20 protein-coding genes are annotated in these 23,616 nt (G+C 66.4%); 12 read left to right on the forward strand and 8 right to left on the reverse strand.

All coding sequences use genetic code 11. The annotated features are described in order from the left end of the window. Positions 1 to 3 precede the first annotated feature (3 nt). Positions 4 to 1,149: an NADH:flavin oxidoreductase/NADH oxidase gene (locus tag E4S58_RS15290; protein WP_136637312.1), complete on the forward strand. Its 1,146-nt coding sequence runs from the start codon at positions 4 to 6 to the stop codon at positions 1,147 to 1,149. Continuing rightward, on the forward strand, positions 1,146 to 2,033 hold the full coding sequence (locus E4S58_RS15295; protein WP_136637313.1) for an MBL fold metallo-hydrolase: 888 nt from the start codon (positions 1,146 to 1,148) through the stop codon (positions 2,031 to 2,033). Before E4S58_RS15290 ends, E4S58_RS15295 begins: the two co-directional genes overlap by 4 nt. 53 nt (positions 2,034 to 2,086) lie before the next feature. On the opposite strand, the gene E4S58_RS15300 is transcribed toward E4S58_RS15295, so the two are convergent. The 4 genes from E4S58_RS15300 to E4S58_RS15315 are packed head-to-tail and all read right to left on the reverse strand — an operon-like array spanning position 2,087 to position 6,912. After that, on the reverse strand, positions 2,087 to 3,550 hold the full coding sequence (locus E4S58_RS15300) for a patatin-like phospholipase family protein (RefSeq protein ID WP_136637314.1): 1,464 nt from the start codon (positions 3,548 to 3,550) through the stop codon (positions 2,087 to 2,089). A gap of 43 nt (positions 3,551 to 3,593) precedes the next feature. Next, the gene (locus E4S58_RS15305) at positions 3,594 to 4,955 is read right to left on the reverse strand and encodes a sensor histidine kinase (RefSeq protein WP_169052687.1); all 1,362 of its coding nucleotides are present in this window, start codon (positions 4,953 to 4,955) and stop codon (positions 3,594 to 3,596) included. After that, positions 4,939 to 5,640 carry a response regulator transcription factor gene (locus E4S58_RS15310; RefSeq protein ID WP_136637316.1) on the reverse strand — a complete coding sequence of 234 codons (702 nt, stop codon included), beginning with the start codon at positions 5,638 to 5,640 and terminating at the stop codon, positions 4,939 to 4,941. The genes E4S58_RS15305 and E4S58_RS15310 overlap by 17 nt, the downstream gene beginning before the upstream one ends. Before the next feature lie 6 nt (positions 5,641 to 5,646). Next, positions 5,647 to 6,912, reverse strand: a complete 1,266-nt coding sequence (locus E4S58_RS15315) for a S1C family serine protease (protein ID WP_136637317.1) — start codon at positions 6,910 to 6,912, stop codon at positions 5,647 to 5,649. 151 nt (positions 6,913 to 7,063) lie between these two features. Between E4S58_RS15315 and E4S58_RS15320 the strand changes: the two genes are divergently transcribed. The 9 genes from E4S58_RS15320 (at position 7,064) to E4S58_RS15360 (ending at position 18,706) form a co-directional block, all read left to right on the forward strand. After that, complete coding sequence (locus E4S58_RS15320) at positions 7,064 to 7,714, forward strand: hypothetical protein (protein WP_136637318.1); 651 nt, start codon at positions 7,064 to 7,066, stop codon at positions 7,712 to 7,714. A 276-nt stretch (positions 7,715 to 7,990) separates the two neighbouring features. Further along, complete coding sequence (gene dctP / locus E4S58_RS15325) at positions 7,991 to 9,031, forward strand: TRAP transporter substrate-binding protein DctP (protein WP_136637319.1); 1,041 nt, start codon at positions 7,991 to 7,993, stop codon at positions 9,029 to 9,031. Positions 9,032 to 9,162: 131 nt separating this feature from the next. Continuing rightward, on the forward strand, positions 9,163 to 9,723 hold the full coding sequence (locus E4S58_RS15330; RefSeq protein ID WP_136637320.1) for a TRAP transporter small permease subunit: 561 nt from the start codon (positions 9,163 to 9,165) through the stop codon (positions 9,721 to 9,723). Then, complete coding sequence (locus tag E4S58_RS15335; protein ID WP_136637321.1) at positions 9,720 to 11,036, forward strand: TRAP transporter large permease; 1,317 nt, start codon at positions 9,720 to 9,722, stop codon at positions 11,034 to 11,036. Before E4S58_RS15330 ends, E4S58_RS15335 begins: the two co-directional genes overlap by 4 nt. A gap of 210 nt (positions 11,037 to 11,246) precedes the next feature. Then, positions 11,247 to 13,550: a xanthine dehydrogenase family protein molybdopterin-binding subunit gene (locus E4S58_RS15340; RefSeq protein WP_169052688.1), complete on the forward strand. Its 2,304-nt coding sequence runs from the start codon at positions 11,247 to 11,249 to the stop codon at positions 13,548 to 13,550. Between the two features lie 339 nt (positions 13,551 to 13,889). After that, positions 13,890 to 15,560 (forward strand): AMP-binding protein, encoded by a 1,671-nt coding sequence (locus E4S58_RS15345; protein WP_169052689.1) that lies wholly within the window; start codon positions 13,890 to 13,892, stop codon positions 15,558 to 15,560. Between the two features lie 9 nt (positions 15,561 to 15,569). Then, positions 15,570 to 16,772, forward strand: coding sequence for an acyl-CoA dehydrogenase family protein (locus E4S58_RS15350; protein WP_136637324.1), 1,203 nt, complete (start codon positions 15,570 to 15,572; stop codon positions 16,770 to 16,772). Positions 16,773 to 16,779: 7 nt separating this feature from the next. Beyond that, positions 16,780 to 17,886: an acyl-CoA dehydrogenase family protein gene (locus tag E4S58_RS15355; RefSeq protein WP_169052690.1), complete on the forward strand. Its 1,107-nt coding sequence runs from the start codon at positions 16,780 to 16,782 to the stop codon at positions 17,884 to 17,886. Between the two features lie 100 nt (positions 17,887 to 17,986). Then, on the forward strand, positions 17,987 to 18,706 hold the full coding sequence (locus E4S58_RS15360; protein WP_136637326.1) for a nitroreductase: 720 nt from the start codon (positions 17,987 to 17,989) through the stop codon (positions 18,704 to 18,706). 18 nt (positions 18,707 to 18,724) lie between these two features. Here the strand turns inward: E4S58_RS15360 and E4S58_RS15365 are convergent, their stop codons facing one another. The 3 genes from E4S58_RS15365 to E4S58_RS15375 all read right to left on the reverse strand — a co-directional run bounded on the left by E4S58_RS15365 (position 18,725) and on the right by E4S58_RS15375 (position 21,366). Then, the gene (locus tag E4S58_RS15365; protein WP_136637327.1) at positions 18,725 to 19,861 is read right to left on the reverse strand and encodes a lytic murein transglycosylase; all 1,137 of its coding nucleotides are present in this window, start codon (positions 19,859 to 19,861) and stop codon (positions 18,725 to 18,727) included. Positions 19,862 to 19,951: 90 nt separating this feature from the next. Further along, positions 19,952 to 20,365, reverse strand: coding sequence for a VOC family protein (locus E4S58_RS15370; RefSeq protein ID WP_136637328.1), 414 nt, complete (start codon positions 20,363 to 20,365; stop codon positions 19,952 to 19,954). Further along, a complete protein-coding gene (locus tag E4S58_RS15375; protein ID WP_136637329.1) occupies positions 20,362 to 21,366 on the reverse strand; it encodes an NAD(P)H-dependent flavin oxidoreductase in 1,005 nt (334 codons plus the stop codon). Before E4S58_RS15375 ends, E4S58_RS15370 begins: the two co-directional genes overlap by 4 nt. A gap of 168 nt (positions 21,367 to 21,534) precedes the next feature. Between E4S58_RS15375 and E4S58_RS15380 the strand changes: the two genes are divergently transcribed. Beyond that, a complete protein-coding gene (locus E4S58_RS15380) occupies positions 21,535 to 21,996 on the forward strand; it encodes a methylated-DNA--[protein]-cysteine S-methyltransferase (protein WP_136637330.1) in 462 nt (153 codons plus the stop codon). 208 nt (positions 21,997 to 22,204) lie between these two features. Here E4S58_RS15380 and phaZ read toward each other — a convergent pair whose 3' ends face one another. Beyond that, positions 22,205 to 23,506, reverse strand: a complete 1,302-nt coding sequence (gene phaZ, locus E4S58_RS15385; protein WP_136637331.1) for a polyhydroxyalkanoate depolymerase — start codon at positions 23,504 to 23,506, stop codon at positions 22,205 to 22,207. Positions 23,507 to 23,616: the final 110 nt, after the last annotated feature.

Genomic DNA, 23,616 nt, shown 5'->3' on the forward strand with positions numbered 1-23,616 from the left:
CTGATGACGGTCAAGCTTTTCACCCCGCTCACCCTGCGCGGGGTCACCATCCCCAACCGCGTCGCGATCCCGCCGATGGACATGTATTGCGCCGAGGACGGGCATGCGACCGACTTTCACCGCACGCATTATGGCAAGTTCGCCTTCGGCGGCGCGGGGCTTGTCTTTGTCGAGGCGACGGGCGTGACCCGGACGGGGCGGATCACCAACGGCTGCATGGGCATCTATTACGACAGCCACGTGGATGCTTTGCGGCCCATCACCCGGCAGATCCGCGACATGGGGTTCAAGTCCTGCCTGCAGCTGGCGCATGGTGGGCGCAAGGCCTCGACCCAACGGGCGTGGCAGGGCAACGGGCCGCTTCGCCAAGACAACATCGACGCAGGCGACGAACGCTGGCAGCCGCTGGCGCCCTCGGCCTTGCCCTTCACCGACGGTTGGGAGATGCCGAAGGAAATGACCCGCGCCGACATGGACGAGGTGCGCGATGCCTTCGTCACGGGCGTCGGCCGGGCGCTGGATGCGGGTTTCGACATGGTCGAGATCCACATGGCCCATGGCTACCTGTTGCAAAGCTTCCTGACGCCCTTGGCGAACCAGCGCACCGACGACTACGGCGGGTCACTGGAAAACCGGATGCGCTATCCGCTCGAGGTCGCACGCGCGGTCCGGGCGGCGCTGCCCGATGACGTGCCGCTGCTGTGCCGGATCTCGGCCACCGACTGGATCGACGGCGGCTGGGAGCCGGAGGACAGCGTCGTCCTGGCGCGCGCGCTGAAAGAGGCCGGGGTCGACCTGGTCGACTGTTCCTCGGGCGGGAACATGCTGCATGGCGCGACGAATTCGAACCTCGCACGCGGGCCGGCCTACCAGGCGCATTTCGCCAAGCTGCTGCGCGAAGAGGTCGGCATCATGACCCAGGCCGTCGGTCTGATCCGTACACCGGAACTGGCCGAGCAGCTGTTGCAGGACGGGCAGACCGACCTGATCGCCATCGGGCGGCAGGCGCTGTTCAATCCCTACTGGGCGCATCATGCGGCCGAAAAGCTCGGCGTCGCCGACTGGGATGTCTGGCCGCCCCAATATGCCTGGTGGCTGTCCAAGTGGAAGCGCGGGCTGGGATCCATGGACGAGGAGCCATTGGTGTGACCACAGGGGTCGACATCGGGGCGATCCGCGTCGATCTGGTGCCCGAGGTCAAATATCGGCTGATGCCGAAGGCGTTCCTGTTCAACGACCTGACGCAGGACGACGCGGCACGCAATGCCGACTGGCTGGGTCCGCGCCACCTGCATCCCGACACGCTGGCGGTCGGGATGGCGTTTCAATCCGTGCTGATCCGGGCGCGGGGGCAGAACATCCTCGTCGACACCTGCAACGGCAATCACAAGCCGCGCCCTCATGCGCCCTGGCAGCACGACATGCGGTCCCACGCCTTCCTGACCGCGCTGGCCGATCTGGGGCTGCGGCCCGAAGACATCCATGTCGTGCTCTGCACCCATCTGCACACCGACCATGTCGGCTGGAACACGCGGCTGGTGAACGGCGCATGGGTGCCGACCTTTCCGAACGCGCGCTACGTGATGAACCGGGCCGAGTTCGACCATTTCCACGCGCTGCTGGGGCAAGGCGGCACCCGGTTCGCGCATATCGAGGATTCGGTGCTGCCCGTGGTCGAGGCCGGGCAGGCCGATTTCGTCAGCGATACCCACGCCGTGCTGACCGAGATCGGAGAGGAGGTCTTCCTGTCGCCGTCTCCCGGCCATTCGCCCGGCCACGTCTGCGTTCACGCCAGGGCGCAAGGGGCCGAGGCGGTGATCGCGGGCGATGCGATCCACAATGCGGTGCAGTTCGACATGCCCGATCTGGTGATGCGGGCGGATTGGGATCCGGCGATGGCCGCGCGGTCGCGTCGCAGCCTGATGGAGCATTGCGCGGGCACCGGCGCCTTGCTGTGTGCGGGTCACATCCCCGACTGGTCCATCGGCCGGGTCAGCGAAGGCGGGCGGGCGTTCCGGCTGGCACCGGTTTAGCTGGCCCCCGATCTAGCGGACCCCCACTGGCCGAACCCGGTCTGTCGATGCACCTAGTTCTTGACCGGCACGATCCGGCGGGCTCCGACGGGCGGGGTGCGGCGACCGCGCGGGGCGTCGGTATCCCCGATTTCGCTTGCCACCAGGAAGCCGTTGAATTCGGCGTTGCCCCGGGTGGCAATCCGGCCAGCCTCGATCGCCAGGTCGACCTCTTCGGTCTTCAGCTTCAGCCGGGTCGGGATGTCGTCCAGCCTGCGCTTCATGCCCGTCGGAACGTCGCGAAAGCTGATCAGCCCGATGAAGAACTTCAGATCCTTGCAATCCCAACCGGCCGCCGTCCCGCGCATCCGGGCCACCTGCGCCCGGCTGAGCGAACAGCGGTAATCGACCAGGTCGCGTTGCCATTTGTCCAGCTGCAGCCGCATCGCGTCGAACCCGGTGCGCGAGGCCGCCGACATGGCCGACGACGCGATCGACATGGCCAGGTTCACGCCGCCCGGTCCGCGCAGTTTTTCGGTCCAGGAATTGTCGCGCTGGACCCCCGCATCAGCGACGAGGAACAGAAGGCGCTTCATCCGGACGGCCTCGGTTTCGGTCAGTGGCGCGAAGGGAACCTGCGCCCGCGCGCGTTCGACAGCCAGGCCCGTGGTGCCGAAATTGTCGGTGATCCCGCCATCCAGCAGTTTCACATACTTGACATCCTTTGCCTGTGCATAACTTTCCAGCGCCGCCGCGTGTGCGCGCATGGCATAGGAGGCCTCGGGGTTGTACCTGGCCGATGTCAGCCACTCAGGTTCTTGATAATCACACTTTTTCTGGTGCGCTTCGATCACGATCGGAGAGAAGACAAGAGGGAAGGCAGCCGATGCGGCAACGGCATCCGAGATCGGGAAGCTTGCCAAATCCGAACATAAGGCATCGAACGTCTCGGGCGAGAACAGAAAGGTCGTCTGGTTCGCCACGTCGCTGGCGTTGATCCAGGTCTTGATCCTTGATCGCTTGCGCAGGTCGCCGAAGGTCGCGCCGTGAAACAGCGTCTCGTCCAGGAACCGGCCGAAGGTCTTGCGCCCGTTTGCACCGCCCGAAAGGCCCTTGGCGATGGTGACCGGGTTGATCGGGCTGTTCGCCATGTATGTCTCGGCGTTCCGGGTCAGGTAGATGTCGCGGTACCGGCTGACGCCCGCAGGTCCGTGCAGGCCGAAATAGGCCGCCGTGACCGATCCGCCCGACACGCCGGTGACCAACCGCACGTCATCGAGCAACCCGTTCGGATCGCCGGCGGAGGCGGTGGCGGCTCGGATCTCCTCCAACATGCCGTGCGCAAAGGCCGAGGCGCGCATGCCGCCGCCGGAAAATGCCAGGCCGACCCAGGTTTCGCCGCTTTGGTCCGCCACGCGATCCATATCGACCAGCGGCGCATTGGTCCCGCTGTCCAGCACCTCGTTCAAAGGCGGGTTCAGCGCGGCGCAGCCGGGCAGGGCTGCCAGCAGCGCCAGCATTTTCAAATGTGTCCGCACGTCCTGTCCCCCCGGTCAGGTGGCCCCTATCAGGTGGTCCCTGTCAGGCCCGGGGCAGCTTAGGCCAGAGGATTTCGATTCTGAAACCTTTTTGCGTGCTTGGAAGGTCGATCTTGGCCCCATGGCGCAGGGCGATGGCGCGGACCAAGGCAAGGCCCAGCCCGTGACCGTCCTTGTCGGCGTCGCGGTCCGCCCGGCTGAACAGGTCGAAGGGATCGAACCCCTCGGGCACGCCGGGGCCGGTGTCGGCAACGCTCAGCCGCCAGCGGTCGGGGGTCTCGGTCAGCGCCACGGTGATCGCATCGCCGGGGGCGCAGTATTTGATCGCGTTGCCGATCAGGTTGGTCAGCGCCTGCGCCGCAAGGTTGCGGTCACCCAGGATCATCGCGCCGGGCGTGATCTGCGTGTCCAGCGTCATACCGCTGTCCTCGGCCAGCGGCGCGTAAAGCTCGGCCACCTCGTCGGTCAGGGTCGACAGGTCGACGGGGACAAGCCCGGGGCGCTGGCCACGCGCGGCCTCGGCCGAGGAGATGTCGAGCAGGCTGTCGAAGATCCGCAGGGTCGAGGCCATGTCGGCGTCGATCTGGGCCACGGCCTCCGCGTCACCGTCCAGCGCGCCAAGCCGCTGCCGGACGCGGTTCAGCGGCGTGCGCAACTCATGCGCGATCATGTCCGACAGGCGGGTGCGGGCGCGGTCGAGCGTTTCGATCCGGTCGAGCATCTGGTGGACGTGGGCCTCCAACGCGCCGAATTCGTCGTCGCTGCGCGGCCCCGGCAGGCGGGCCGACAGATCGCCCGCCGCCACCCGGTCGGCCAGCGCATTGACCCGGGTGATCCGGCCAAGCGTCGCGCGGCTGACCAGCCAGCCTGCCGCCAACGACAGCACGATCAGGCCAAGCGTCACCTGCCAGATCAGCGCGCGCAGGTCCGCCAAGGTCGCCAGCGCCGGGGTTTCGGCCCGCGCGGCGAGGAAGGGGAAGCCGCCGGGCAGGGTGCGCGCAACCCCACGATAGCTGACCCCGTCGACCGTGTATGTCTGCTGCGGATCGGGGGCGAAGCCGTCGTCGGTCGCGGTGATCCCTGGTGGCCAGCGCGTGGTGTTCCCGGCCAGAACGGTGCCCGCGCGATCCTGTAGCAGGTAGAGCGCGGTGCCCTCGGGCGTGGCGGCGGCGCGAAATTCGATGGCCTCGCGCAGGGCGGGGATGCGGCGCTGTTCATAGATCGCCTCGAAGCTCGCCAGATCGGCGGCCAGCAGTTCCGCCTGCCGCGTGGCCAGCGAAGCCGCCGTCACCCGGTATTGCAGCGCCATGGCGCCAAGCGACAGCAGGATGATCCCCGCCGCCACCGCGAGTGTCATGCGCAGGCTGGCGCGGGCCAGACGGGGGCGTCTAACGGGCCGGGTCAAAGATGTATCCTTCGCCGCGCGCCGTGTGGATCGCGGGCTGGCCAAGCGCCTGTTCCAGCTTGCGCCGCAGCCGGCCGACATGGACATCGACGACATTTGTGCCGGGGTCGAAATGCAGGTTCCAGACAGTCTCCAGCAGCTGCATGCGCGTCACGACCTCGCCTGCGTTGCGGGCGAAAAAGGTGATCAGCTCGAATTCTTTCGGGCTGACGGCGATGTGGGTCTGTCCGGCGTGGACGGTGCGGGCCTTCATCCGGATTTGCAACGCGCCAAAGGCGATCAGATCGTTGTCGAGCACCTGCATCGACTGCCGCCGCAGCAGGGCCCGCAAACGCGCGCGCAGCTCGTCCGGGTCGAAAGGTTTGGCAAGGTAGTCGTCGGCGCCCTTCTCCAACCCCTCGATCTTGTTCGCCGCGCGGCCAAGGGCCGAGACGACCATGACCAGCGCCGTCGATCCGGCGGCGCGCAGCTTGGCGATGGCGTCGATCCCGTCGCCGCCGGGTAGCATCCGGTCAAAGACGATCACGGCATATGCGCCGCTTTCGGCCTCGGTCAGCCCGTCGGCATAAGAGGTGCGCGTGACGGGTCGGGCGCCGATATCGGTGACGGCATGGGCGATGGCGTCGGCGGCAACGGCGTCGTCCTCGACGATCAGGATCTTGGGCAGGGTCTCGGGGTTGGTCATGGGGCCTCAGAACGGGATGACATCGGGGTCGATCGCATTGGCGCCGCCAAGCGGACGCAGGCGGCGACTGGCGGGATCGATCAGCACATGCAGGGTGTCCTGCCCGCGCGTGACAAGCAACAGCGTCGGCGGCGTGACCTGCGCATCGGGGCCGGGGAAGGCCGCGCCGTCGATGCGCCGGATGACATCCCCGGCGCTCAGCCCGCTGACATAGGCCGGACCGGTCTCATTGATCGTCTGAACGGTGCCATCGGGGGCGAGGGTCAGGCCCAGATCCGTGATCGGGACGGGCCCGGGGGCCGGGACAGCGCGGGCGGCACGCGGGGATGGATCATCGGCGGGCAGGGACAGGGCGAGCGTGCGGCGTTGGCCGTCGCGCAGGATCGTCAGGTCGATCGGCGGCGCGGGGGGTTGCGCCAGTGCCATGGCCATGTCGCCGGGGGTGTGCAGGGTCTGGCCTGCCGCCGACAAAAGAAGGTCACCGGCGGTAAGCCCCGCCTCGGCAGCCGCGCCGCCGACCTCGACGCTGTCGACCAGCAGGCCCTGTCTCGGCGGCTGCGACAGCGCGCGTCCGATCGCCGGGTGGATGACGCGCAGGGCCAGGCCAAGCTGCGGGACGGGGCGCAGGCGGCCCGCGACGAAATCGGTCAGCAGATCGGCGGGGATGGCGTAGCTGAGGCCGACGTAGAACCGCGATCCGTCGGCGATGCGGGTGTTCATGCCGATCAGCCCGCCCTGAGGATCCACCAGCGGGCCGCCAGATGAGCCGGGATTGATGGCCGCGTCGTGCTGCAAGAACCGGACCGGCACCGCAGGCAGCACCTGGCGGGTGGCCGAGACGATGCCGCGTGTCACGGTCCATCCGGCCTCGAGCGGGGCACCGACGGCCAGCACCGGGGATCCGATGGCGGGCGGATCGACCGCCTGCAGGCCGGGACCCAGGTGCTCGTCCAGCTCCAGTTGCGCCAGATCGCGGGCCGGGTCCACGGCGGTGACGCGGGCGAGAACGCGGTGATCGTCGCGCGTGGTCAGCTGCACCTGCGTCTCGCCCGTCAAAAGGTGGTGGTTGGTCAATGCCACCCGCCCCTCGCCCCACAGCAGCGCCGAGCCGAGGAACCGGGCACCGTCGGCGCTATGGACGACCAGCGTTGCCTCAAGCGTGCGGTCGATGGCGCGATCGGTCGGGGCGTCGGCGGGCATCGCCCAAAGCGCCACCAGCACGGTCAGCAGGCTGGCAAGCGCCGCGGCGATCCAGGGGCGGAATGGGGTCATGCGGCTGTCCGTCGTTTTTCGGAAGGCTTAGCGGATCGGGCGCCGCCGTTCATGTGACAAAGATCGTCATCGGGTCGCGACGCGCGGCTTTTTGCTTTGAAATCCGTCTTCTCCCCCGCAATATCGCCAAAGCTGACCCGGAGGAAACCGTATGTGCCGTCATAAATCCACCCTTTCCGCGCTTGGTCTTGCGCTGATCATGGGCCTGCCCGCCGGGGCACGGGCCGACAACCCGGTGCGCAACGCCGAACTGTCGGCGCGTCTGTTCGAGGCGGCGGTGGATCAGCAGGATCCGATGCTGGCCATCGCGGCGGCGCGGCTGCGCAAGTCCGTGCTGGCGCGGCGGGTGGATATCGAACCCCAGAAGGACGGCGCCGCGCCCGAGGATGCGGGCTATGACCGGCTGATGTCCTGGCAGGACATGATCGCCTTTGCCCTGCAGGTTGCGCCGAACGACCCGGTGATCGAAAAGCTGGCCCAGGACGTCAAGTTCGCCGGCACCAAGGGGGTGACGTCTGGTCAGGTCTATTCGATCACGACCATCCGGGGCGGTGGCACGGACACCTATCCGCCGATGACCTATACGGGCGGCCAATATGCGGATGTCTACGTCGAAGGTGCCCAGAGCTCGGCCGATCTGAACGTCTTCGTCAAGGACGCCAAGGGGCGGCTGGTCTGTTCGGACACCGACATTTCGGCCATTGCCTATTGCGGCTGGCGGCCCTCGGCCTCGGAAGGGTTCACGGTGGTCGTGACCAACAAAAGCGGTGCGGCGACTTCCTATTCGCTGATCACGAACTAGACGGCGGGTCAGGGTGCCCCTGCGTCACCTTTTGCCAAATTCCGCAGTTCCGGGGTCCCTCCAATTCTGCCAAGCGGAATTTGGCCGAGGCGCAAGTCCTCTCATTCATTGAACAATTTGGCGTCATGACCGCTTTGAGCGTGTTGACGCCCCCGGGGAACCGTGGTCTGCTTGGGCCAGGGCAAGTGGTGGACAGGAGCACGCTTGCGACCAACGGGAGGAACCGGGGGCCGTTTGGCCCTTCCTCTCGCACGTTCAATGTTCTGGGAGGACAACATGACGAAATCGAACAATGTGAACCGCCGCGCGCTGCTGCGTGGGGCAGGGGTCGCGGCGCTGGCCGCACCGGCGCTGGTCGGCAAGGGTATCGCGCAGGGCAAGGTGACCTGGCGGGTGCAGTCGCACTGGCCCAAGGCCTCCGGGTCGTTCGACGACAGCCTCGGCGTTCTGGCGACCGAGCTTGAGGCGCGCACCGAAGGCGCGTTCAAGCTTGAACTGTTCGGCGCCGGCGAATTCGCCAAGGGCCCCGACATCTACAACCTGATCCGCAAGGGCGTTGTCCCCATGGGGACCATCTCTCCGTCCTACATCCTCGACAAGGCGCAGGCGGCGAGCTTCCTGATGGGCATTCCCGGCACCTTCCGCGAGAACTGGGAACCGCAGCACGCGGCCAAGAACCTTGGCATCGAGGACATGGTCAACGAAGAGCTGATCCCCGACGGCGTGCGGATGATGTCCGAAAAGGCCTACCCGACCGAGCTTGTGACCTCGAAAAAGATCGAGACCGCAGAAGACTTCGCGGGCATCAAGCTGCGGTCCTCGGGCACGCTGCTGGACTACCTGGCCGCGGCCGGTGCCGCGCCGCAGTACATCCCCGGCTCGGAACTCTACCAGTCGCTGTCCTCGGGCGTCGTCGACGGCGCACACTGGGGCGCGGCCATCGGGGCCAAGTCGATGTCCCTGTGGGAAGTTTGCAAATACCACTACAAGCCCGCGCTCGGCTTCACCATCGACGCCTTCATCGTCAACGAAGACCAGCTTCAGGGTCTCGATGACGATCTGAAGACCGCGATCCTCGACCTGATGGAAATCCGTTTCTTCCGCCGCTCTGCGGAATACATGCACAAGGAAGCCATCGCGCTGACCGCGGGCGTGAACGAGAACGGCGTCGAAGTGATGCAGTTCCCGCAGGAAGTCCTGGACATGTTCGCATCCGCCTCGACCAACATCCTGGAAGAGGAAAAGGCGAAGGGCGAGATCGCCGCGCGGGCCCATGCGGCCTATACCGGCCTGATGTCCGACCTGGGCTACGTCTGATCCAACATCGGCGCGACCCGGGGCACGGGTCGCGTCACACTCACAATCAACTGTCAGGCCACGGTCATCACCCCGACGCGACGGGTTTCGCGACGGCACCGTGACGGGTCTGTTTTTCGGGGGCGTCCGGCATGTTTGAGGTCGCGCGCGCGATCACGCGCTTAAATCGCTGGATCGGAAGGTGGGTTTCGCTCGCCGTTCTGATCCTGTTCGTCTTTCTGCTGGCCGATGTGGTCATGCGCTACCTTGTCGGGGCCCCGGCGATCTGGACGTCCGAACTGGCGGTCCTGATCTTCGGCGTCTACGCGATCATGGGCGGTGGCTATCTTCTGGCCGAACGCGGGCATGTGAACGTCGACATCTTCTATGGCGGGTTCAGCCAGAAGCGTAAGGCGCTGATCGACCTGGTGACCTGGCCGATGTTCGTCTTCTTCGTCGGCATCCTGTTCTGGGAAGGCTTCAAGCTGGCGATGGAATCCATCCAGGACATGGAACGGTCGAATTCGCTGTGGAAACCGTACCTCTGGCCGACCAAATCCTTCATCCCGGTGGCGGCGGGGCTGCTGCTGTTGCAGGGCTGCGTGCGGCTTTGGGGGGATATCCGCATCCTGATGGGACTGCCGGTGCCCGAAGACATCTTTGGCGTGCAGGCGCCTGACGAAACACCTCATGGCGAGGAGGCCGAAGTATGAGCGTTGAACTTCTGACGCTGATCTTTTTCGGCGCGCTTCTTTTCTTCGTGCTGCTGGGCACGCCGCTGGTCTTCGTGCTGGGCGGCATCTCGGCCGCGTTCCTGTGGTACGAAATGGGGACGATCGGCTTCTACCTGATCGGGTCCAAGATGTGGGATGCCATGGCGAACCCCACGTTGATGGCCATCCCGCTCTTTGTCTTCATGGCGATCCTTTTGGAAAAATCAGGGGTCGCCAATGACTTGTATGACATGATGCACGTCTGGTGGGGCGGCCTTCGTGGCGGTCTGGCCATCGGCACCGTGCTGATCTGCGTGATCTTCGCGGCCATGTCCGGGATTTCCGGCGCGGCGGTCGTCACCATGGGCACCATCGCCCTGCCCAAGATGCTGGAGCGGGGTTACGATAAAAAACTTGCCTTGGGGGCCATCAACGCCGGCGGGGGCTGGGGCATCCTGATCCCGCCGTCGATCCTGATGGTGCTCTATTCGCTGCTGACCGAGGTGTCGGTCGGGCGTCTCTTCGCCGCCGGCATCGGGCCGGGGCTGACGCTGTTCATCCTCGTGTCGATCTACATCGGCGTGCGCTGCTGGCTGCAGCCGGAAATGGGCCCGGCGCTGCCGAAGGAAGAACGCGCGGGCTGGGGGCCGAAGCTGCGGTCGCTCAAGGCGGTGATCCTGCCGATCCTGATCGTGGTCATCGTTCTGGGCGCGATCTTCGGCGGCTTTGCCACCCCGACCGAAGCGGCCGCCGTGGGCGTCTTCGGCGCGCTTTTCGCGACGGCCGTGAACCGGCAGCTGAGCTGGAAGGTCATCCACGAGGCCGCCATTGCGACGCTCAAGCTGACGGCGCTGGTGATGTGGATCCTGTTTGCGGCACATGCGTTCTCGACCGCCTACACGGCGCTTGGGGCACAGTCGCTGATTTCGGACCTGATGACCTATATCCCCGGCGGCAAATGGGGCGCGCTGGTCTTCATGCTGTTCGTGCTGTTCCTGTTCGGGATGGTGCTGGACCCGGTCGGCATCATGCTGATCACGCTGCCGGTCTTCCTGCCGGTGGTCGAGGCCTACGGCTTCGATCCGATCTGGTTCGGCATCCTTTTCATCATCATGATGGAGGTCGGCTACATGACCCCGCCCTTCGGCTTCAACCTCTTCTATCTCAAGGGGGTGGCGCCTGCGGGGGTGACCATGGGCGACATCTATGCCTCGGTCATACCTTACGTGATCGTGACGCTGGTGGGGGTGCTTCTGATCATCCTCTTCCCGGGCATCGCGCTCTATCTACCCGAGGTCTTCTTCGCCAGATGACCCTGACCGCCGCCCCCGACCCGGGGCGGCGGTTTGCCTTCGGGCCGATGCCGGGCGTCCTGCCTTGTCGCGCGCCCGGCCTCCTGCCGAAGGTTTCGGCATCTTGCCCCGATGCACAGGCGCAGTGGCGATCTGTGCAGGGCGCGCGGGTTTGACGGCCCCGCCGATATGACTAACCTCACGCTGCGCCGCGCGAGCAAGGAGTCCCCCATGAGCCAGCAGACAGCCCCCCGTATCGGACGGGTCGAAGACCATCGCCTCACCACCGGGCAGGGACGCTACACCGACGACCTTCAGGTGGACGGCGCGCTCTGGTCCGTCTTCGTGCGCTCGCCCTATGCCGCCGCCACGATCGGCGACATCGACTGCGACGACGCGCGGGACATGTCGGGTGTGGTGGCGATCTACACGGCGGCGGATCTGGCGGCGGCTGGCATCGGCCCGGTGCAGGCGGCCATGGCGCTTGAAGGGCCGGACGGGCGCAAGTGGACTGAAACGCCCCGCCCGCTGCTGGCGGAAGGCGCGGTCCGGTTCATCGGCGAACCGATCGCCATGGTGGTGGCCGAGACGCGCGAACAGGCGATGGATGCGGCCGAGGCGGTGATGCCCGACCTCGATGAACAGGCGGCGGTGGTCAGCATCGCCGACGCCCGGGCCGAGGGCGCGCGGGCGGTGCATGACGACCGGCCCGGCAATGTCGCGGCGGAATGGGAACGCGGCGACTGGGCCGAGGCCGAGGCTGCGCTCGCCGCCTCCGCGCATCGCATCCGCCTGTCCGCCCCGATCACCCGCGTCGCCGCCGCCACGATGGAGCCGCGCGTGGCGCTGGCCCGTCCCGAACCCGGTGGACGGCACGGGCTATATGCCAGCCACCAGAACCCGCCCGCGATGCGCGGCGCCCTGGCCGAGGCCTTTGCGATGGAACCTGCACAGATCCGTGTCGTCGGCGGCGACGTGGGCGGGGCCTTCGGGATGAAATCTGGCCCCCTGCGGGAAGAGATGCTGGTCTTCTGGGCCGCGATGCAACTGGATCGTCCGGTGCGCTGGCGCGCCGACCGGGGCGAGGCGCTGCTGTCGGACGAAGGGGGCCGCGCGATGGAGTTCGAGGCCGAACTGGGGCTGGACGCCGAGGGGCGCTTTACCGCGCTGACGGTGCTGCAACGGTTGGACGCGGGCGCCTATGCTTCGGGGCGGACCCTGCCGCCGGTGCTGAATTTCGGCGGTGTGGCGGGCGTTTACACCACCCCGGTGATCGCCGGCCGGCTTGAGGCCTATCTGACCAACACCGTGCCCGTCGCGCCCTATCGGGGGGCCGGGCGACCCGAGGCGACCTTCATCATCGAAGGGCTGATCGACAAGGCCGCGCGTGATCTTGGGATCGACCGGATCGACCTGCGTCGGCGCAACCTGATCGGCGAAGACCAGATGCCCTGGCCCGCCAACTGGTACTTCGGCTACGACAGCGGCGCGTTTGAAAAGGTCATGGACGCCGGGATCGCCCGCGCCCATCTGGACGGGTACGCGGCGCGCAAGGCCGACAGCGCCGCCCGTGGGCGGGTGCGGGGGCTTGGCCTCGCGCTGTGTATCGAGACGGCGGGCGGCATGTGGGGACGGCGCGGCGCCGACTGGACCAATGTGGAACTGCACGGCGACGGCTCGATCTCGATCGCGGCGGGGGCGTTTTCCGCAGGCCAAGGGGTCGAGACCGCGTTGATCGACCTGGCCGCCGAAGGGTTCGAAATCGCGCCGGACCAAATCAGCTATGCCCAGGGCGACACGGATGTGATCGCCAAGGGCGGCGGCATGGGCGGTTCGGGCGCGATGATCAAATGCGGCTCGGCGCTGAAGGGCGCGGTCGATACGATCCTGGCGGATGCCAGGGGGCTGGCCGGCGAAGAGCTTGAGGCCGACGTGGCCGACATCGAATACGAGGGCGGCGTGTTCCGCATTGCCGGGACCGACCGCGAGATCACGCTGCAACAGGTGGCCAAGGTTGCGGGCGAAAAGGGCATCCCCCTGGCCGCGAACGGCGAATTCTCGCCCGAGGCGCCGACCTTCCCCAATGGCTGCCACGTCTGCGAGGTCGAACTGGACCCGGAGACCGGCCGGTTCGAGATCCTTGGCTACGCGGCCGTCGAAGACATCGGCCGCGTGCTGCAACCCCAGATCGCCGAAGGCCAGATCCAGGGTGGCGTGGCGCAGGCGCTTGGGCAGATCTTCATGGAGGAGATCGCTTATGGTGCCGATGACGGCCAGCTGCTGACCGGGTCCTTCATGGATTACGCGATGCCGCGTGCCAGCGACCTGCCCAATTACGACTGCGGCTTCTACCAGGTGCCGACGGGCATGAACCCGCTTGGGGTCAAGGGCGTGGGCGAGGCCGGGTCGGTCGGCGGCCTGGCGGCGGGGATGAGCGCGGTGCTGGATGCGCTGGCGCAGGTCGGTGTCACCGACTTCCACATGCCCGCCACGCCCGGCCGGGTCTGGGCCGCGATCGACGCTGCAAGGGCCTGAGCGGTGCTGGCGTTGACCGACCGTTCCGCTACGTGATTTCCGTAGCGGAACGATCGGTTCGTCCGGTCGTCACACCCCGTCAAATAACCCCCTTCGCCAGTTTTGCTAACCTCCCGGTCAATGGCCATTGACGGCCCGCGCGGGCTTGGACTAGCCTGCGATAAGAGCGTGAAACTCAATTCTGCAAGGCGGAATTTCGCGCAGGGAGGACATCGCAAGCGTCACGGGGTCTCCGTCTTGATGGACGGCGGGGCCGGGGTCATTGGGACTGGCGATCTGCCGGTCCCGATGACGTCTGCCGTTAAGCCCGGGCGGTGCGTGCGTCGAAGGGAGGACGACATGATGAGGCCGGAACGCCCGTGGTTCAATTGGTACGCAGAGGGGGTCGATCCGCGCTTTACCCCGGTGCCGCAGACGGTGAACGACCGGATGGCGCACAGTTTCGCGACCTGGCCCGACACGGTCATGATCGAATACTACGGCCAGGAATTCACCTTCGCGCAGATGCACGGGCTGGTCAGCCAGGTCGCGCGGGCGCTGAAGGCCGCCGGCATCGAAAAGGGTGACCGGATCGCGCTGCACCTGCCGAACTGTCCCTGGCATCCGATCTTCTTTTTCGGCGCGCTCTGGGCCGGGGCCGCGGTGACGCACCTGTCGCCGCTGGATGCGGAACAGGAACTGGCGCACAAGCTGACCGACAGCGGTGCGAAGCTGGTGATATCCCTGACCACGCCGGAATTCTCGGGCCGGTTCCCGCGGCTTCTGGCCAATGGCACCTGTCCCACGCTCTACCTCTGCCCGGACCCAGTGTCGGCGCAGGGGCGCGATTGCCCGGTGATCGAAGGCGCCCATGCGGTCGAGGATCTGCTGGGCGGCCATAGCGCCGCGCCGATGGATGCAGCCCCGACCACGCCGGAAGACCTTGCACTTTTGCAATATACTGGCGGCACAACCGGGGTTCCCAAGGCCGCGCAGTTGACACATTCGAACCTTGCGACTGCATCGCAGATGTATTCGGAAATGGGCAAGGGCGAGGCCTCGCAGCAGCCCGGCAAGCCCGCGCTTGGCTATTCGCCGCTGTTCCACATCATGGGGCTCAGCTCGGGCATGATCAAACGCGCCTCCGAAGGGGGGACGCTGTGCCTGCGGTTGCGGTTCGACGCCGCCAGCGCCATCGACGAGATCGAAAAGAAGGGCATCGTATCGCTTGGCGGGGTGCCGACCACCTGGATCGCGATCCTCGCCCTGCCGGACATCGACAAGCGCGATCTGTCGTCGCTGGATTACGTCGCCTCGGGCGGCGCACCGCTGCCGATGGAGGTCTACACCCGGGTCAAGCAACTGACCGGGCTCAAGCTGCGCGGCGGCTGGGGCATGACCGAAACCTCGCCCGCCGGAACGACCGTTCCGCGCGGTATGCCCGACAACAAGCTGGGGACCATCGGCATCCCGGTGCCGGGCGTCGACATGAAGATCGTCGACGTGGACGATTGTGAAAAGGACCTGGCGCCGGGCCAGTCGGGCGAGATGGTCATCAAGGGGCCGAACGTCACGGCGGGCTACTGGAACCGGTCCGATGAGGAAAACGCGGCGTGCTACACCCGTGACGGATACTTCCTGACCGGCGACATCGGCTACATGGACGAAGACGGCTGGTTCTACATCGTGGACCGCAAGAAGGACATGATCCTATCGGGCGGCTTCAACGTCTATCCGCTGACGATCGAGAACGCGATCCACCAGCATCCCGACGTGCTGGAAGCGATGGTGATCGGCGTGCCGGATGCCTATCGCGGCGAAAGCGCCAAGGCCTTCGTCATGCTGAACCCAGGCGCCGGGGCCTTCACGCTTGAGGACCTGCAGGCTTTCCTTGAGGACAAGCTGGGGCGACACGAGATCCCCCGACATCTTGAGTTCCGCAGCGAACTGCCGCGTACGGCGGTCGGCAAGGCATCCCGCAAGATGCTGAAGGAACAGGAACTGGCCCGCGCGGCCGAAGAGACGGCCTGAGGAGCACCCATGGAGCTGACATTCACCCCCGAGGAAGAGGCGTTTCGCAAGGAGGTCCGCGACTTCATCGACGCGAACCTGCCGGACGAGACGCGCGATTACCTGAAACGCGGCAACCCGCCGACGAAAGAGATGACGGTGCAGTGGCACAAGACCCTGCATGCCAAGGGCTGGGCCACGCCGCGCTGGCCTGCCGAATGGGGCGGGCCGGGCTGGTCGGTCACGCAGATGTACATCTTCCAGCAGGAAAACCAGAAGGCCGGGGCGCCGGACCCGCAGGGGTTCAACGTCGGCATGATCGGCCCGGTGCTGATCCAGTTCGCCAGCGACGAGATGAAGAAGGAATTTCTGCCCAAGATCGCGTCGTTGGACTACTGGTTCTGTCAGGGGTTCTCTGAACCCGGCGCCGGGTCCGACCTTGCCTCGCTCAAGTGCAAGGCGGAATGGGACGAGGCGGGCCAGCAGTGGATCGTCAACGGGCAGAAGACCTGGACGACCTATGCCCAGCACGCCGACTGGATCTTCCTGTTGGTGCGGACCTCGACCGAGGGCAAGAAGCAGGAGGGGATTTCCTTCCTGCTGGTCGACATGACATCCCCGGGCGTCGAGGTGCATCCGATTCAGACCATGGACGGCGCGCACGAGATCAACTCGGTCTTCTTCACCGACGTCAAGGTGCCCGCGAAGAACCTGATCGGTGAGGTCAACAAGGGCTGGACCTATGCCAAGTTCCTGCTGGGCAACGAACGTCTGGGCGCGCCGCGTGTCGGCGCGAGCCAGGCCAAGCTTGAAGAGCTGAAAGAGATCGCCAAGACCCGGATCGTGCGTGGCAAGCCGCTGTGGGATCATCCCCGGTTCCGCGACAAGTTCGTCGAGGCGCAGGTCGAGCTCAAGGCGCTTGAGATGACGACCATGCGCGTGCTGTCGTCGATGGAGGCGGGGGCGGACCAGTCGAAACCCGATCCGGCGACCAGCGTCATCAAGATCAAGGGCGCGCAGATGGTGCAGCGGATGACCGAGCTTTTCGTCGAGGTCGCGGGCGAACAGGCCATGCCCTGGACGGACGGAGAGCTGGGCGACAATGCCCGGATCGGCGATCCCTGGGTCGAACGGGCGGCGCCGAACTACTTCAACTTCCGCAAATCCTCGATCTATGGCGGGTCGGACCAGGTGCAGAAGGGCATCATCTCGAAGGCAATTCTGGGGCTGTGAGGACGAAATGAACTTTGAACTGAATGACGAACAGCGGATGCTCTCGGACAGCCTGACACGGTTTCTGGGCGACAAGTACGACTTCGAGGCGCGCCGCAGGTACATGGCGAAGGATGGCGGGTACGATCCGGCGATCTGGCGCGGTTATGCCGATCTGGGCATCTTCGCGCTGCCGTTTTCGGAAGACGAAGGCGGCCTTGGCGGCAGCTCGGTCGAGACGATGATCGTGGGCCAGGCCATGGGCTATGCGCTGACCAACGAACCCTGGGCCGAGGCGATGGCCATCGCGCCCTCGCTTTTGCAGGCGGGGTCAGCCGATCAGCGGGCGAGCGTGGCCGAAGGCATCATCGGCGGAGACACCCTGCCGACCTGGGCGCATCTGGAACCGGGCATGATCGACCGGGGCGAGGATATCGCGACCACAGCCACGGCCGACGGCGCGCTGTCGGGCACCAAGACGGTCGTGTCCTTCGGGGCCGAGGCCAACCTGATCTTCGTCACGGCCAAGGGCCCGGAGGGGCTGGGGCTTTATATGGTGAAGGGCGGGGCCAAGGGCGTGGAGGCGCGGGCCTACAAGACCCAGGACGGCAAACGTGCGGCAGAGCTGAGCTTTGACGGCACGCCCTCGGAGAAGCTGACGGGCGGTATCGCGGCGGCCGAAGCGATTGCCCTGGCCGAGGCGCGGGCGCTGTCGGCGGTGATGGCAGAGTCACTTGGGTGCATGGAGAAGGCCATCGAAGAAACGGTCGAGTACATCAAGGGCCGCGAACAGTTCGGCCGTGCCATCGGGTCGTTCCAGGCGCTGCAACATATCGCGGCGGGCGCGGTGGTCGAGAAGGAACAGGTCAAGTCGATGGCGATGTATGCCAGCGTCATGTGCGACGACACGGACGCGCAGGCGCGCGACCTGGCGCTGTCGGCGGCCAAGGTGAAGATGTGCGATGCCTCGCGCGAGGTGGGGCAGATGTCGATCCAGCTGCATGGCGGGGTCGGCATGACGATGGAATATGCCATCGGGCATTACTTCAAACGGCTGACGATGCTTGAGATTGCCCATGGCGACCGGGATTTCCACATGGACCGGCTGTGCGAGGCGGGTGGCCTGGCGGCCTGATCGCCCCCGAGGGGCGCGATGCCTCCGGCGGGAGTATTTTTTGCAAGATGAAGATGGGGCGCGGCGCGGGCCGTGCCCCTGACACCAAAGGGAGAGAGTGATGGATCTGGTCAAGGCGATGCGCGACAGGCGGTCGATCCGGGGGTTCACGGATGAACCGATCAGCCGGGAGCTGATGGAGGAGCTGCTGGCGGTGGCCAACATGGCGCCGTCGTCGATGAACACGCAGCCCTGGCATTTCCACGTGCTGACGGGCGAGGTGCTGGAAAACGTGCGACGCGGCAATTCGGAGAGGATGCTGGGCGGCGTGCCGCCAAGTCGCGAGATCCCGGCGCACGGGGCCTATGAAGGCGTGCACCGCGAGCGGCAGGTCGAGATCGCCAAGCAGCTTTTCGCCGCCATGGGCATCGCCCGCGAGGACAAGGAGATGCGGCAGGACTGGGTCATGCGCGGGTTCCGGCAGTTTGATGCGCCGGTGTCGGTCGTGGTGACCTATGATCGCGCGCTGGACGATCACGGGCCGGTCGCGATCTTCGACGCGGGCGCTGCGGTCTATGGGCTGGTGCTGGCGGCCTGGGACAAGGGGCTGGGCGCGGTGATCAACGGGCAGGGGATCATGCAGTCACCTGTCGTGCGCGAATGCGCCGAGATCCCCGAGGACCAGGTGATCCTGACCTGCGTGGCGCTTGGCTGGCCGGACGAGGATTTTGCCGCCAACGGGGTGAAATCGCACCGCCGCGCCGTCACCGAGAACTGTTCGTTCCAGGGCTTTGACGACGCGGGGCAGGGACGGCGCATCACCGCGAAGGCTGCGGAGTAGATGGCGCGCGGCGCGGGGTCACACCCGCGCCAGCAGATCCATCGAGGGATCGCCCGTGACCGCCAGCCCGTTCGCCTGCTGGTAGGCCCGGATCGCGGCGCGGCTTTTCGGGCCGATCACACCCGAGGTGCCGCCGGTGTCATAGCCGGCCGCGGTCAGGCGTTTCTGCAGGGCGATCCGGTCACGCAGGGTCATGCCGTAGCGGTCGGGCGGGAAGCTGCCGCGCAGCGGGCCCGCGCCCGCCAGCCGGTCAGACAGGTGCCCGATGCCGATCGCGTAGAGATCCGAGTTGTTGTAGCGCTTGATCGCGTCGAAATTCGAGGTGACGGTAAAGGTCGGCCCGCCTGGCTGCGGCGCGATCACGCGCCCCGATGGTGTGCCCGGCGCGCCGGTTTCCCCGCCCCATTTCAGCCCTGGCGTCCAGCCGGACTTCGCGAGGTAGGCAGCCGTGGAGGCCAGTGCATCGGTCGGGTCATCCGACCAGATGTCGCGCCGGCCGTCGCCGGTGAAGTCGACCGCATAGGCGAGGTAGGAGGTCGGGATGAACTGCGTGTGCCCCATGGCGCCGGCCCAGCTGCCCACCATGTTGGCGGGCGTGACATCGCCCGATTGCAGGATGCGCAGGGCGGCGATCAGCTGTTTTTCGAAGAACGCGCCGCGCCGACCGTCGTAGGCCAGCGTCGCGGTGGCGGAAATCACCGGCACGGTGCCGCGCTTTTCCCCGTACTGGCTTTCCAGCCCCCAGACCGCGCAGAGGATTTCGGCCGGAACGCCATAGCGGCGCTCAAGGGCGCTCAGCGTGCCGCGCTGGCGGGCAAAGGCCGCGCGGCCCTTGGCAACGCGGTCGTCCGAGGCGGCGATCTGAAGGTAGTCTTCCAGTGAATAGGAGCTTTCAGGCTGTGACCGGTCGCGGGTCACCACGCCGGGGATGAAGCCCGCGCCCCGGAAGGCGGCGTCCAGAGTGCGCGGCGTGATCCCTGCGGCCTGCGCGCGGGGGCGGAAGGCGGTGACCCAGGCATCGAAGCCGCTGTTGCGCACCGGGCGCAGGTCATCGGGGGTGTCGGGGCTGCTGCGACCGGGCAGGCTGGGGGCCGCGCCGCAGGCCGTCAGGGTGGCCGCGCCGGTCAGGGCCATGAAGGTGCGTCTGGGGATCATTCTGCTCTCCTCCCACTGGTTTGCGAGGAGTAGAGCACAGCCGACCAAGGGCGGGAAGGGCGGCACAGGCGATGAGCGGCCCGCTGCGGGTCACGCCGTCGTGAGCGTGATTGCGGGGGCCGTGCGGTCGGTGATGCGTTCGTCGACCTTGGCCTCAAGGTTGTTGCCGTCAGGATCCAGCAGGAAGGCCGCGTAGTAGCCCGGATGGTAATCGCGCAGGCCCGGCGCACCATTGTCGCGGCCGCCATGGGCCAGGCCCGCCGCGTGGAAGGCCGCGACCTGCGCGCGGGTGGCGGCCTGGAAGCACAGGTGCAGATCGCGCGTCACCCGGCCGGTGTTCCCGGATGCGGTGACATAGACCTCGTCACAGTTGATGGCATCCTCCAGCGCCTCGACCTGATGGCCGAGGGCGGTGAAGATCGCGCGGTAGAAGGGCAGGGAGACGGCCGGATCGCTCACCCGGATGTCCAGGTGATCGATCAGCCGCCCGACCGTATAGCTCACTCTGCCGCCTTGGCGACGCCGGGCCAGCCGATGGTGGCGGCCAGGCGCTGTTGCGCGGCGTGATATTCCGCTGCCAGCTGGTCGACGACTTGGGCCGTCGGACGGATGTCCTTGACCGCGCCGATGCCCTGGCCCGAGCCCCAGATATCCTTCCACTTCTTGGCCTTGGACGCGCCGCCGCCAAAGTTCATCGCCGAGGGGTCCGAGCGTTCCAGCGCCTCGGGGTCCATGCCTGCCGCCGCGATCGACGGCTTGAGGTAGTTGCCCCAGACCCCAGTGAAGAGGTTCGAATAGACGATGTCCGACGCGCCATGGTCCGCGATCATCTGCTTGTAGTCGGGCTGGGCGTTGGCCTCTTCGGTGGCGATGAAGATCGACCCGGCATAGCCGCCGTCCGCGCCCATGGCCTGTGCGGCAAGGATGCTGTCGCCCTTGCCGATCGCACCGGACAGGAACAGCGGGCCGTCGAACCATTCGCGGATTTCCTGCACCAGCGCCAGCGGCGACAGGGCGCCTGCGTGACCACCGGCCCCGGCCGCCACGGCGATCAGACCGTCGGCCCCCTTGGCGATGGCCTTGCGGGCGAACATGTCGTTGATGATGTCGTGCAGGACGATGGCGCCGACGGAATGCGCGGCCTCGTAGACCCATTCCTGCGCCCCGAGCGAGGTGATCCAGACCGGAACCTTGTGCTTGACGCAGATCTCAACGTCGCGCTCAAGGCGGGCGTTCGACTTGTGCACGATCTGGTTGACCGCATAGGGCGCGGCGGGCTGATCGGGGTTGGCCTGGTTGTGGGCGTCCAGTTCCTCGGTGATGCGGGTCAGCCACTTGTCCAGTTCGATCTCTTCGCCCGCGGCCTCGCGCGCGTTGAGCGCGGGGAAGGATCCGACGATGCCGGACTTGCACTGGGCCAGAACGAGGTCGGGGTTCGAGATGATGAAAAGCGGGCTGCCGATCAGCGGGATCCGCAGGTTCTGCAACTGGGCTGGCATGGTCATGGTGGTATCCTCCCTTGGGCCTGTGGCGGGGCTTCGGGACGAAGCGCCGGTCCGACACGCGTTACCCATGTTTGAAGCATGGATTCGAAGGCGCTCCAAGAGGTGACGCGGCAAGTCGTTACGTCAATCCGCCTTGCGGAATTTGACCGGGCCGGGCAGCGTGGCGCCATGGCTGATCCGGTGCATTCCTTCGACACGCCGCTTGGGCGGTTTTCGGTCCGCGACGGCGGCGGCGCGATCGTGGAGGCCGGGTGGCGGGCGATGACGGGCGCAGAGCCCACGCCGCTTCTGATCGAGGCCGAGGCGCAGGTCCGCGCCTATTGGGCCGGAGAGCGGGAGGCGTTCGACCTGCCGGTGCGTGTCGATGCCGGGCCACTGGTGCAGGACGTCTGCGCCCTGTTGCAGGCGATCCCCTTTGGCGAGACGCGCACCTACGGCGATCTGGCCCGGGCACTTGGCCGTCCTGCGCAGGCCGTGGGTCAGGCCTGCGGTCAGAATCCGATCCCGCTGATTGTGCCCTGCCACCGGATCCTGTCAGCCACCGGGCTGGGCGGATTTTCCGCCCCCGGCGGGGTGGAGAGCAAGGTGATCCTGCTGCGGCACGAGGGGGCGGCGGGGCTGCTGATCTGAAGGGGACGAGGCCTTATTGGCGTCCGTTTGTGCGGATCCTGGCTGTGGCTGACTGACCCAGCAGGGGCCGACGGTCCCACGGCCCCCTCCGGCCCGACCATCCTGTGCAGGTTTGCCGGCCGACATGAAAAACCCTGCGCTGGTGTCAGCGCAGGGTTTTTTCATGTCGATTGTTTTTCTTGTGGTCCGTCAGCGACTGACGCCGTGCTCAGACCGCCTTCAGGTTCGGCGTGGCGCTGTCCTTCGTCGCCTTGCCCTTGCGCTTGGTCGTCTTGCGCTCGCCCGTGTTGGCGTCGATGAAATCCAGCACCAGGGGGCGGATGTTGTTGCGCCAGGACGACCCGGCGAAAATGCCGTAGTGGCCCGCGCCGGGTTCCAGGTGGGATGCCTTCATCTCGTCCGGCAGGCCGGTGCAGAGGTCAAGCGCGGCGACGCACTGGCCGGGGGCCGAGATATCGTCGTTCTCGCCCTCGACCGTCTTGACGGCGACGGTGGTGATCTTGCCGATATCGACCTTGTGGCCGTCGACGACAAATTCATTGGCGGCGATTTCGGCTTTCTTGAAGACGCGATCGACCGTGGTCAGGTAGAATTCCGCCGTCATGTCCATGACCGCGAGGTATTCATCGTAGAACCGGTTGTGGTGGTCGTGGTCCGAGGCTTCGCCGCGCATGACGCGCATGATCTGGTCCTGAAAGGCCTTGGAATGCTTGTCCGCGTTCATCGAGATGAACGAGGTCAGCTGCAGCAGGCCCGGATAGACGCGGCGCCCGATGCCCTTGTAGGACGCGCCGACGCGCTGGATCATCATCTCTTCCAGCTGGCCCATGGTGACCGAATGGCCGAAATCGGTCACCTCGGTCGGGGTGGCGTTCGGGTCGATCGGGCCGCCGATCAGGGTCAGGGTGCGCGGCTGCGCGTCCGGGTCGATCTCGGCCAGGTAGGCGGTGGCGGCGAGCGTCAGGGGCGCGGGCTGGCAGACGGCGATGACGTTGGTGTCGGGGCCCAGTTCCTTCATGAAATCGACAAGGTAGAGGGTGTAGTCCTCGATATCGAACTTGCCTTCGGAGACGGGGATGTCACGGGCGTTGTGCCAGTCGGTGATATAGACGTCCGCATCGGGCAGAAGCGAAATCACGGTCGACCGGAGGAGGGTCGCATAATGCCCGGACATCGGCGCGACGAGCAGGATCTTGCGATCCATCGGCTCGCGGCCCTTCACGTCGAAATGGATCAGGTCGCCGAAGGGGCGCTGGACCACCTTTTCGACCGTGACGATGTGGTCGCGTCCGTCATCGCAGGGGACCGAATGGATGCCCCAGTCGGGTTTGACGACCATGCGGCTGTACGACCGCTCGGCGACTTCGCCCCAGGCGGCCATGAAGTTGAGGGCCGGGTTGGGGATCAATTGGAAGGCAGGGTAGGATGCCATCGACAGCGCCGTCGCGCCCATCCATTGCTGGGTGTTGCGGAACGACTCCATAAGGTCGTAAGTTGCCATATAGCGCATGTGCGTCTCCCGGAGGATCATTTTGGCCAGTTTATCAACGGCCTCGCGGTCCTGCATCCTGTGCCTTGGTATTACCACAAGGCATCTGGGTGGTCTCCGGGGGCAGCTGA

This window comes from Pseudooceanicola onchidii (assembly GCF_004959925.1).
GTDB lineage: Bacteria > Pseudomonadota > Alphaproteobacteria > Rhodobacterales > Rhodobacteraceae > Pseudooceanicola > Pseudooceanicola onchidii.

Excerpts from the sequence above, each read along its gene's own strand:
- E4S58_RS15290 (WP_136637312.1), top strand. The coding sequence starts at position 4 with ATGACGGTCAAGCTTTTCACCCCGCTCACCCTGCGCGGGGTCACCATC.
- E4S58_RS15310 (WP_136637316.1), bottom strand. The coding sequence starts at position 5,640 with ATGACCAACCCCGAGACCCTGCCCAAGATCCTGATCGTCGAGGACGAC.
- E4S58_RS15315 (WP_136637317.1), bottom strand. The coding sequence starts at position 6,912 with ATGACCCCATTCCGCCCCTGGATCGCCGCGGCGCTTGCCAGCCTGCTG.
- E4S58_RS15320 (WP_136637318.1), top strand. The coding sequence starts at position 7,064 with ATGTGCCGTCATAAATCCACCCTTTCCGCGCTTGGTCTTGCGCTGATC.
- dctP (WP_136637319.1), top strand. The coding sequence starts at position 7,991 with ATGACGAAATCGAACAATGTGAACCGCCGCGCGCTGCTGCGTGGGGCA.
- E4S58_RS15330 (WP_136637320.1), top strand. The coding sequence starts at position 9,163 with ATGTTTGAGGTCGCGCGCGCGATCACGCGCTTAAATCGCTGGATCGGA.
- E4S58_RS15335 (WP_136637321.1), top strand. The coding sequence starts at position 9,720 with ATGAGCGTTGAACTTCTGACGCTGATCTTTTTCGGCGCGCTTCTTTTC.
- E4S58_RS15340 (WP_169052688.1), top strand. The coding sequence starts at position 11,247 with ATGAGCCAGCAGACAGCCCCCCGTATCGGACGGGTCGAAGACCATCGC.
- E4S58_RS15345 (WP_169052689.1), top strand. The coding sequence starts at position 13,890 with ATGATGAGGCCGGAACGCCCGTGGTTCAATTGGTACGCAGAGGGGGTC.
- E4S58_RS15350 (WP_136637324.1), top strand. The coding sequence starts at position 15,570 with ATGGAGCTGACATTCACCCCCGAGGAAGAGGCGTTTCGCAAGGAGGTC.
- E4S58_RS15355 (WP_169052690.1), top strand. The coding sequence starts at position 16,780 with ATGAACTTTGAACTGAATGACGAACAGCGGATGCTCTCGGACAGCCTG.
- E4S58_RS15360 (WP_136637326.1), top strand. The coding sequence starts at position 17,987 with ATGGATCTGGTCAAGGCGATGCGCGACAGGCGGTCGATCCGGGGGTTC.
- E4S58_RS15365 (WP_136637327.1), bottom strand. The coding sequence starts at position 19,861 with ATGATCCCCAGACGCACCTTCATGGCCCTGACCGGCGCGGCCACCCTG.
- E4S58_RS15375 (WP_136637329.1), bottom strand. The coding sequence starts at position 21,366 with ATGACCATGCCAGCCCAGTTGCAGAACCTGCGGATCCCGCTGATCGGC.
- E4S58_RS15380 (WP_136637330.1), top strand. The coding sequence starts at position 21,535 with ATGGCTGATCCGGTGCATTCCTTCGACACGCCGCTTGGGCGGTTTTCG.
- phaZ (WP_136637331.1), bottom strand. The coding sequence starts at position 23,506 with ATGCGCTATATGGCAACTTACGACCTTATGGAGTCGTTCCGCAACACC.